Source organism: Rhodopirellula maiorica SM1 (assembly GCF_000346295.1).
Lineage (GTDB): Bacteria > Planctomycetota > Planctomycetia > Pirellulales > Pirellulaceae > Novipirellula > Novipirellula maiorica.
Map to the genome: position 1 here is coordinate 1 of NZ_ANOG01000808.1, position 10,172 is coordinate 10,172.

Genomic DNA, 10,172 nt, shown 5'->3' on the forward strand with positions numbered 1-10,172 from the left:
GAGTCGGTGAAAAAGCGTATGCACTGATTTTGACACTGTTTGCTTTTAAAATGAATCGCGTTGTTGACCCGGCCTCGTGTGGATCGGGGCATCGGTTCGGTGATGCGAAAGGATTCGCTAGAGATGACTAAACCCAGTTTCGCCCGTCCTGCAGCCGCCGTTTCCGGTTTGAGTCTGCTGCTTTTGCTGCTGTTGGTGACGCAAACCGGTTGCTTGGGGTTGATGTCCAACCTGATCCATGCGGTCGGTGCCGATAAAGTCCCGGCGGACTACAAGGACGCAAAGAAACTTCAGAAATGCCGGCTTGCAATCGTGACGCTTGCAGACAATAGCGAGTATTCGGACAACATATCCGCGCGTTTGCTGAGTCGTTATGTCGGCGAGATTTTGACTCGAGAACTGTCCGATGTCCGTTTGGTCCGCGAAGATGAAATCGCAGATTGGCGGGACAGCAATGGATGGGATAAGGTCGACTTTGCCGCGATCGGCAAGGGGGTCAAGGCGGACAAGGTCATCGGTATCGAACTGCGCAATTTGCGGCTTCGCGACGGAGCCACGCTGTATCGCGGTCGCTCGGATGCCAGTGTTGTGGTGATCGAAGTGGCGACCGGCGATGTGCTGTATCGCCGTGATTTGGACGAATACACCTATCCAACGACGGCAGGTCAATACACGAGCGAAACCACGGAATCACGCTTTCGCAAGCTGTATCTGGGCATGCTGGCGACTCAGATCGGCCGCTCGTTCCATCCTTACGACTTTAGCGAAACAATCGCCATCGATGGGGCAATCGCCAGCCAATAAGCTGCAGGCAGTTTTTACAGCGGAGCGGCGCGAGCCGCCCGGTAAATACCGAACGTTTTATTCGCCGCAACCGGGCGGCTCGCGCCGCACCGCTACCAAAGTCGATCGCATCGACCATAAAGCAATAGGTTATGCAGGAGACCCGGCCGCGGATGCGTCGCGGCTCACTCAATCAACCAGTCGTTGACGAGTTTCCCCTGCGAAATGCTTCACAACGTTGCGTTCTTTAGTCGCTACGAGACAAACGAAGCACGCCTGGGGCTGTAAGGACGCTATTGCAAGTCATCCAGTGATGGGATGTCGGCTGCTGCTTCTGGTGGCGCTGCAACATTGCCCGGACCCGCTGGTGCAACATTGCCCGGAGCTGCTGCAGGCACGCTGCCTGGAGCCGCTGGCGCTGCTACAGCGGCGGCGGCGTCGATCGCCGCAGGGTCGATGCCTGCGGGATTTGCGATGTTTGCTGCCTCGGCTAGTGGATCTCCAGCCACTTCGGCTTCCACTTCCACCACCGCATCCACTTCGATTCCGGCCAACTCCAGTTCCTTGGCCTTGGCTCGCTCGATTTCGAGGGCTGTCGGGCCCGCCATTTCTTTCAGGATCTCGATCTGCTCGACCAATCCTTCCATGAACAGCGTCTCATCGGACTTGTTTTGGTCATTCAAGGCTTCCACGACCAATTGCATGTCGGCAAGCCATTTTTCGACGATCACCTTGTCTTTTGCCTCAACGGACGCAAGCAGTCCCGCGGGCGTTTTGGGGATGCCCAAACTCGGAGTTCCGCTGGCGCCGATGTGCAATTGTTGGATGATGTGCAACAGTCGTTTGCGTGATGCTGTGACTTCGGGTTTCTGGGGGATTGCGACGGGGGCCATCGGCATTCCCATCCCAAATTCGCCCCCCATCATATCCATTCCCATGCCCATGTCGCTTTCCATTCCGAAGTCCGAGTCCATGCCCATCTCTGACCCCATACCCATACCCATGTCCGCTTCCATGCCTCCTCCGGCCATCATTCCACTGCCGGGGCCCTCCATGTCATCAAATTCGCCCATCCCCATTCCCATTCGTCCGCTGCTGGGTTTGGTCGGTTTGTCGGTGATTCGCAGGTGCGAGTCGGGTGTCGAGGGCTGAATCGATGCAGCGCGAGGGCGTTCAAGCGATTTGAGTCGTTTTAGCTCGTCTTGCAGGGCCAACCAAACACGTGCGGACCAGCTCTCTAGCACATCACTAGGCGAGGCGACTTGGCCTTTTAATTCCCTCATTTTTCCCGCACGAGCCGCAGAGTAAGTCGCGATCATGTTGGGGCGTTTGTGGTCTGTGCTGATGCTGACCAATTTTTTGGCAAGGTCAGGTGACGCGCTGGTGCGAGCGTAATCGAGGATATCGACGGCGTATCGTTGCAGAAACGCATGAGCTTTTTCACTGCGATTCGGTGGGACGGGAGCGTCGAGTAATTGGGTCATCAACTGGGTTAATTTGGTCCGTTCCTCGTCCTTCAGCCTCTCAAAACCGTAGGTCACATAGCGGCGAATTCCGTGCAAAGCAGCCGCACGAATGCCTTCGACGTTGTTCTCGTCCTCGTACAATTTGATCAAGATGGGAAGCGAGTACGGTAACGGCACTGGGGGCTTTTGGTTCAGCAGATCAGCCTGTGCCATATCCAATCGTCCCAACACCAAGGTCGCGTTGATGCGCGCCATCGGCGAGTAATTTCCCTCGGCGATCGGTTTCATCGCAATATAAACCCATTCCAAAACCTTAGTGCCCGCCGGCGCCCCGCCTCGCTGTGCGCGACCGAGGTAGCTCATCATCTCTTGAACGCTTTCCGAGACTTCTTGCAATGCGTCTGGTTGAGTCATTTTGGCGGGGATGTAACGCGTAAAATACACCTGCGCTACACGAAAGTCCGCGAACGCGTTGATGTCGCCACGGTGGCTCGCAAAGGAGCCTGCCGCCCGTTCCATCCGCTTGACCGTCGACTCTTTTTTGAACGCATCGATCATCGGGATCGTGTCGTACTTCGCCTCTTGAGCCTGGACTTGCACACTAAAGTAGCCCATCGCTGCTACCAGAATCGCCAAAAACAAGGCGACAAGTCGTTCGTGAGAGTGCGGATGCGACGAGTCGATGTGGGTTGTCGCGCGATGAATCATTCAATTTACCCGTGAGATGCCGTACACACCGCAAAAATCGATGTGGTCTGAGAAGAGTTGGTTTGCTCTATTATCTCAGACGGAGGGGCGAAGCGTCAAACAATTCTCAAGCTCCGGAGCGAGAAAAAACGTGAAAAGGGATCCGCCTAACTGGCAAAACCTGTTCCCTGAGCTATTTCACGGCGGAAATCAAAGCGTTGTTTGGGAAAATGATGAATCAACCGGCTAAAAAATCTTCGCAGCAAAGTCATCGTTCGGCGGGCAAGCCGGTGGGAAATGCGGGCAAGCCGGCGGGAAAATCATCCGCTGCTGCTGGGGTGCGAAATACCGCCAAACCCAAGTCGCCACCGTCGCAAACCGTTCGCGAGCGGGCATCAACCCCCTTTGCTGTCGGTGCCGCTTCGATTCCCCCGCGTGATGCGAGTGTTTTGCAGCGATTGGCAGACGAAGTGGCTGCACGTCGCTTCACCACCAATCAAATTCATGCTTGGCAACGCGAGATCTACGAGCAAACACTCTCGTTGAGCCGATTGATCAGCCGCCCCAACTTCACCAAGGTCGGACGTGATGATCTGGTGCGGATGATCCAAATGTATGACGAGCGGTTCTTTGCAGGAAAGATTCTGCCCACCGCCCGCGCCGAAGGACTGTCGTTTGGTTTCTCGTCACGGATGACGCGGGTGGCCGGCAAATTGGTCACGCACTATCCCCACGGGATCAATCGGCAACGGAACTTTGAGCTGATCCTCTCTTCGACGTTGTTGTTCCAAACGTTCGAGGACGTTGACCGTCCCGTTGAGGTGACAGGCCGTGTTTGTCGCAACCGACTCGAAGCGATGCAGCGGATCGCCGAACATGAGTTCACTCACCTAATCGAAATGCTGATCTGGAACAGCGGTAATTGCAACGAAAAACGCTTCCAATCGATTGCCCGTCGCTACTTTGATCACCGAGATTATCGCCACGATTTGATCACGCAGCGTGAACGCGCGCTGATCAAGTTTGACGTTCGCGTCGGAGATCAAGTGCGTTTTTATCACGATGGACACAACATGCTCGGTCGCGTCAATCGCATCACACGGCGAGCAACCGTGCTGGTGGAAAATCAAAAAGGAGAGCGCTTCAGCGACGGTGGCCGATACGTTCGCTACTACGTGCCCCTCGAAAAATTGACCAAGGTCCAGCCCTGAGGATTGGCTATACCAAGATCTCCTCGACGACACGGCCTGCAACATCGGTCAAGCGGAAATCGCGACCTGCATAGGGATATGTCAATCGCGTGTGATCGATCCCCAGTAAGTGCAATAGCGTAGCGTGCAAGTCGTGCATGTGCACCCGATCCGAGCGAGCGAAGTAACCAAATTCGTCCGTTTCGCCATACGCAAATCCGCTTTTCACACCTCCGCCAGACAACACCATCGTAAACCCTTGAGGGTTGTGGTCGCGTCCATTTTTGCCTTGCACGACGGGCGTTCGACCGAACTCACCGCCCCACACCACAAGCGTTTCGTCCCATAAACCACGGCGTTTTAGGTCGCGAATCAACGCCGCGACGGGCAAATCCGTGGCGGCGGCGTTTTTGTTGTGCCCCCCTTCGAGATTGCCATGCTGGTCCCATACCTGGCCGCTGCTGACGCTAATGAACCGTACCCCCGCCTCGGCCAATCGACGTGCCAACAAGCACCCACGGCCATACGAATCGGTCGTCTTTTCACCAATTCCATAATCGCGTAGCGTCGCTGCGGATTCATTGTTCAGGTTCATTACCTCCGGTGCAGCGTTCCGCATACGTGACGCCAGATCAACCGCTTCAATCGCACCTTCGATTTCACGATCCGAACCGCTGCGTGCCAAGTGCTGACGGTTCATCGATTGAATCAGTTCGAATCGTTCTCGCAGCGTCGCCTCGTCCTCAGTGCTGTCGAGAAACGGAATCTTGCCATCGCCAAACCGGCCGTTACGTCCGATCACGGTCGCTTGGTGCATCGCCGGTAAAAACGCGGCTCCGTAATTACGGGGGCCGCCATGCGCGGTTGCGGGCGAGATGGCGACATGAGCTGGTAAATCGGGATGGCCGCTGCCCAACGCGTAACTGATCCACGCTCCCACGCTCGGGCGAACCAGGTTGTCGCTTCCGGTGTTGACCATCCCGACGGCTTGGCCATGCGATTGCCCCTTGGTGTGCATGCTGCGGATGACACACATCGAATCGATTTCGGATGCCATATGCGGCAGCAAGTCGCTAACCCAGAGCCCCGATTCACCGCGTTTTTTAAAGTTCCACGGTCCCTTCATCAGCGTCGGGACGGCATCAATGTTGGCAGGCAACGCAAAGGGCAGCGGTTTGCCATCCTGCTTCGCCAACATCGGTTTGTAATCGAAGGTGTCGATGTGACTCGGTCCGCCATGCATGAATAAAAAAATCACACGTTTGATTCGCGGCGGCACATGAGGCACCTCGATTGCCGCAGCAGCGGATGACGAAACAAGTGACGGTGCCGAGACCACAAGCGAACCCAGTCCAATACTCGCAGCGGTATGGAAGCGTCGTCGTGAAATAGTCATGTTCAGACCTTAAGGGCGAGAGCGGCGTGATTGCCAGGCCGGCAAACTGAAGTGGCAATATGTATTTGGAGAGGGCTAATCGAGTAGACGGAATTCCGTCGCGGCAAACATCGCAGCGACAAACGCATGCCATCGCGAAGTCGAATTTTCCTGGCCTGCAAAGAACGCTGTGGCAAGTTCGCGATCCTCTGCGGTTGGCATCCGCTGAAAACAGCACCGATAAGCCTCGTCGATCCGCAGCGAAAATTTGTCGTGATCGCGGCAAATTCGCTGCGCCGCTGCCTCGGACCACTGCTGGATTTCGGGGCTGTTGATCAATACCAATGCTTGTCCTGGAACATTGGTGGTCGGTCGTTTGCCCACCAATAAATCGGGATCCGCTGCGTCCAATGCGGACAATAGTGCTGGCACATAACCGCGAACCACCGGCATATACAGCGTGCGGCAAGATTGTGAGAGCGATTCGATCTTGGCATTGCTGTTGCTATTGTTGTTCGAAACCAACACTCCCATGCCTTTCATCGGTTCAAATCGAGGCGTACGGTCAAGTTGGTTCGCAGCAACAAGCATCGTGTCGCGAATCGCTTCGGCAGGCAATCGCCGGCGATGCATTCGCCATAGCAGACGATTCTCGGGATCGATCTCGTTTGAAATGGAATTCAGTGCGGACGACCGCTGATACGCTTGTGTTGTGACAATCTGCCGAATCAACGGTTTCAATTGCCAGCCACCACGCAGAAAATCCGAAGCTAGGAAGTCGAGTAACTCCGGATGCGAGGGACGTTCGCCCTGCACGCCAAAATTATCAACCGTGCGGACGATCCCTTCGCCCATCAAATGCATCCAAACGCGATTAACAAATACACGAGCGACGAGCGGATTGTCGGGGTCGGTTAACCAGTCGGCCAATTCCAAACGTCCGCTGCCTTGCGGGGCCGCGATCGTAGCGCTCCCGCCACTGCAGACTTGCAAGAAGCCGCGAGGCACCACCTCGCCCAGGTTTGTGGTCTCGCCGCGAATATGAATCGGGCAGTCCGTTGTCTTGTCGCTGCTTCGGTCTCGAGGGGCCATCGCCAAGGGCGACGGCTCGGGAGGATTTTTTTGTGTTTCGCAATCTCCGCTTGGACCTGATCTCGTTCTTTGCTTTTTTGTTCAATTGCCTTGGTGATGCGAGGGTCCACCTTCGGCTTGTCCGTAGCCTCTCCCGCATCGTCGAGTCGGCGAAACTGAATCGCGTCGACGATCACATAGCCGTCGGTGTCTGCGTTGCTGATGGTGACGATGGCGTCTTGGTCCGCGTCAAAATGGAACTTACCTAGCGAGTTCCAAATCTCATCGATGGCCGCGGTTCGTTGGTTGACGAACACCGCATGGTTACCGTCTGTATCCTTGATGGTGACGGGAACTCGTGATGCCCGGTTGGAACCTGGCGAACCCGCGAGCCGGATTTCGTAACGTCCCGAATCAGGCAGACGTACCGAAAATTCGATCCTCAGCTTTCCTTTGTCTCCGTTATTATCGTGCACATAGCCTTTGGACACAAAGGTGTGAAAAAGAGTGGACGCTTTCCATTGCCCTGATTTTTTACCTTCTTCGTCATCGATCACCACCCCACCGGGAGTGACGTGTTTCTTCAGTGCCGCTAATTCTTTGTCAAGTCGCTTCAGATTCGTCTCGAGCGTCTTTTGTTGTCCCTTGTAAGTCGCGAGGGCTTCTTTGTGTTTGTCGCTAGCCGGCAGTGGCGACTTGTTCCACGTGCTGACGTACTTCTGGCTTTCGCCATTGAGCGTTTGCGTGCTGCGGAAAATCCCGGCCAGCGCGTAGTAGTCTCGCATCGGTACCGGGTCGAATTTGTGGTCGTGGCAGCGAGCACAGCCCAAGGTTAGTCCCAAAAATGCACGCCCCACCGTGTCAATCTGTTCGTCGACGACATCCATTTCCAGTTTGACTTTATCGCGTTCACTCAGCATCTTTGTCCCCAACATCAAGAACGTTGTGGCCACAAGGTTGTCCCACCGCTGTGAATCGCTTGCCGAGGGTAACAAGTCGCCGGCAATCTGTTGCTGGATCATCTCGTCAATCGATCGGCCATCGGCGAACGAGCGAACCAAGTAGTCGCGATAACGCCAAGCGTCGTGATGCGTGGCGTTAAAGTCAGCACCGTTGCTGTCGGCGTACCTAGCCAAATCCATCCAGTGACGCGCCCAATGTTCGGCAAACTCGATCGAGCTCAATAGACGATCGACAATTTGAATCCAATGTTGTGGGGATGGATTTTCGCTCCACGTCTGTTGCAATTCGATACTCGGCGGTAGTCCCGTCAAATCAAAACATAATCGCCGCAAGCGAACGTCCGGGGACGCGAGTTCGTTTGCGCGAATCTTCGCTTGCTCGAGTTTCTCGTCCAAAAAACAATCAATTGGCGAAGCGGAAAAGCCGGCGTGTGCACTCGACACTGACGTGAGCAGGTCCTCTGTTCGCGGGGCTGGATTCGCTGGCATGCTCGCGAGTGGGATCGCCGGAGCTTCGATCGGGCGAAACGCCCAAAATTGTCTGCCCGCCTCAATGTCGATTGCCGGTTTCGCTTTAGTCGTACCAAGCGGTTGGTCACGCGGATCGACCGCGCCGGCCGTAATCCATTGCTCGAAATCTGCGATCACCTGGCTAGGTAACTTTCCTTGCGGCGGCATCTCTGACGATTCGTAGCGAATCGCAGATATCAACAAACTGTCCTTTGGGTTGCCCTGTACGATCGCGGGCCCGCTGTCACCGCCGTTTGTCATGCCGCCGGAAGAATCGAGTCGTAGCGAGCCACCAAGATCATCCGAATCCGATGAGTGGCACTCGTAGCAGTGCTGAACGAGCACGGGGCGGATGCGTTTTTCAAAGAAATCGACGGATGCTGGATCCTGAGAGGATGCTGATTCCTGAGAACAGAGTATTACTGAAAAAAGTGCCAACGGAATTGCAATGGCAGCCAACAGATTGACACGACCCTTCGTCGGGCTGGAAAATGTGGCCATGGCAAAAGTCTATCGAGTACTAAGGCGGGGGATCGACGTCGATGGAGGCGGGAACGGCCGTGGACACCGCTTATGGGCGTTTCGGCACCCTCCTAGGTTAGCACAATCCTCTCAGCCCTGCACAATCGGAATCGAAGCATGCGGGCGGCGAGGGCGAGGCGAGCTTGCGATCGCTCACGTCGTCCACCTTTCTTCGATCGGTTCCTTTTCGACCCTCCAAGTTTGACTTTCGATGAAAATTCTGATTTTGACCGGCGCCGGAATCTCGGCTGAATCCGGAGTGCCAACCTTTCGTGACGCAAATGGATTGTGGGAGGGGCACCGGTTTGAGGATGTCGCCACGCCGCAAGCCTTTCAGCGAAATCCGGAATTGGTCCAAGACTTTTACAACCAGCGACGCCGTAGTTTGTTGGACGCAAAAATCCAGCCCAATGCAGCTCATCGAGCTTTGGCGGATTTTGAAGCGACGCATCAGGATGATTTTCTACTTGTCACGCAAAATATCGACGATCTGCACGTCCGTGCGGGTAGTAAGAAAGTGTTGCCGATGCACGGAGAGCTTTTGAAAGCTCGCTGCACCCACACAGGAGAAGTTTTTCCGTGGCGAGAGGATCTCGATGAATCAACGCCCCATCCCACGCGGCCTGAGATTCGCGGCACGCTGCGTCCCCATGTCGTTTGGTTTGGCGAAATGCCTTTGGGGCTCGAGCAAATCGAAGTAGCAGCCCGACAAGCCGACCTGTTTATTGCGATTGGAACTTCGGCAGTCGTCTATCCCGCGGCCGGCATCGTCCGCCAAACAAAACCGAGCTGCCGGAAAATTGAAATCAATCTCGATGCCACGCCCAACTCCGGCCAGTTTGATGAGTCGATTCGAGGCAAAGCGAGTGTTGAAGTGCCTGCATTTTTAAGCAGCTTGAGTGTCAGCTAAGCTGTCATTCGCCAAAAAAATCCCGACCGCTTCGTCGTGCGACGAAGAGAGGTCGGGATCAATCATGTGTCGATGTGAATGGCAATCGCCGGATCAAGCTATTTGATCTCGAACAGTTCGACAATGAAATGGAGTTTCGCGTTGGGGGGAATGACTCCTCCAGCGCCGCGTTGTCCATAACCGAGCTCCGCTGGAATTTCGAGTTCGATCATTCCGCCTTCCCCGATCAGTTGCATGCCTTCGGTCCAGCCCTTGATCACGCCGCTCAGCGGGAATGAGATTTTAGCGCCGCGGCGATAGGAGCTGTCGAAAATCGATCCGTCATCGAGCCAGCCTTTGTAATGGACTTCCACGCTGTCTTTCGCAGTCGGTTTCGCTTTATCGCTCTTACGCAGAATGCGGTACTTCAGGCCAGAGTCCGTCTTTTTGAATTCTGCTTTTGCATCTTCATCGATCGCGCCCGGTTTGTCTTTTTCCTGGGGGTCGACTGGACCAGGTTTCAGTTTTGAATCCTTGTCGTCCGCAGGAACTTCGTCGCCATTGGCACCGAGAGTCATAGAAACAAAGAGCAGCAGTAGCAAAGCGGTTTTCAGCATGCGATCCATCCTAAGTAGAGAAAATTGGGGTGGGTGAGCGAAAGATCATAGCAGAATGGGGAGGCGGCGTAGGCGACCAGGATTCACTTCCCCTCTGGGT

The 10,172-nt window shown here is 55.2% G+C and carries 8 protein-coding genes; 3 read left to right on the plus strand and 5 right to left on the minus strand.

Annotated elements, in window-relative coordinates:
• Positions 1 to 123: 123 nt before the first annotated feature.
• On the plus strand, positions 124 to 804 hold the full coding sequence (locus RMSM_RS26480; RefSeq protein ID WP_144057981.1) for a hypothetical protein: 681 nt from the start codon (positions 124 to 126) through the stop codon (positions 802 to 804).
• 272 nt (positions 805 to 1,076) lie between these two features.
• Here RMSM_RS26480 and RMSM_RS26490 read toward each other — a convergent pair whose 3' ends face one another.
• Positions 1,077 to 2,957, minus strand: a complete 1,881-nt coding sequence (locus RMSM_RS26490) for a hypothetical protein (protein WP_008704003.1) — start codon at positions 2,955 to 2,957, stop codon at positions 1,077 to 1,079.
• Between the two features lie 209 nt (positions 2,958 to 3,166).
• Here RMSM_RS26490 and RMSM_RS26495 point away from each other — a divergent pair, with 209 nt between their 5' ends.
• Positions 3,167 to 4,147, plus strand: a complete 981-nt coding sequence (locus RMSM_RS26495) for a SprT family zinc-dependent metalloprotease (protein WP_008704005.1) — start codon at positions 3,167 to 3,169, stop codon at positions 4,145 to 4,147.
• A 7-nt stretch (positions 4,148 to 4,154) separates the two neighbouring features.
• Here RMSM_RS26495 and RMSM_RS26500 read toward each other — a convergent pair whose 3' ends face one another.
• The 3 genes from RMSM_RS26500 to RMSM_RS37375 form a co-directional block, all read right to left on the minus strand.
• Positions 4,155 to 5,522: a DUF1501 domain-containing protein gene (locus RMSM_RS26500; protein ID WP_008704007.1), complete on the minus strand. Its 1,368-nt coding sequence runs from the start codon at positions 5,520 to 5,522 to the stop codon at positions 4,155 to 4,157.
• 75 nt (positions 5,523 to 5,597) lie between these two features.
• The gene (locus RMSM_RS43020; RefSeq protein WP_008704009.1) at positions 5,598 to 6,431 is read right to left on the minus strand and encodes a DUF1553 domain-containing protein; all 834 of its coding nucleotides are present in this window, start codon (positions 6,429 to 6,431) and stop codon (positions 5,598 to 5,600) included.
• A complete protein-coding gene (locus RMSM_RS37375) occupies positions 6,416 to 8,545 on the minus strand; it encodes a DUF1549 domain-containing protein (protein ID WP_008704011.1) in 2,130 nt (709 codons plus the stop codon). The genes RMSM_RS43020 and RMSM_RS37375 overlap by 16 nt, the downstream gene beginning before the upstream one ends.
• A 232-nt stretch (positions 8,546 to 8,777) precedes the next feature.
• Here RMSM_RS37375 and RMSM_RS26515 point away from each other — a divergent pair, with 232 nt between their 5' ends.
• Positions 8,778 to 9,476, plus strand: a complete 699-nt coding sequence (locus RMSM_RS26515) for an NAD-dependent deacylase (RefSeq protein ID WP_008704013.1) — start codon at positions 8,778 to 8,780, stop codon at positions 9,474 to 9,476.
• Positions 9,477 to 9,574: 98 nt separating this feature from the next.
• Here RMSM_RS26515 and RMSM_RS26520 read toward each other — a convergent pair whose 3' ends face one another.
• Entirely contained in the window at positions 9,575 to 10,072 is a 498-nt protein-coding gene (locus RMSM_RS26520; RefSeq protein ID WP_040769494.1) for an FKBP-type peptidyl-prolyl cis-trans isomerase, read from the minus strand.
• Positions 10,073 to 10,172: the final 100 nt, after the last annotated feature.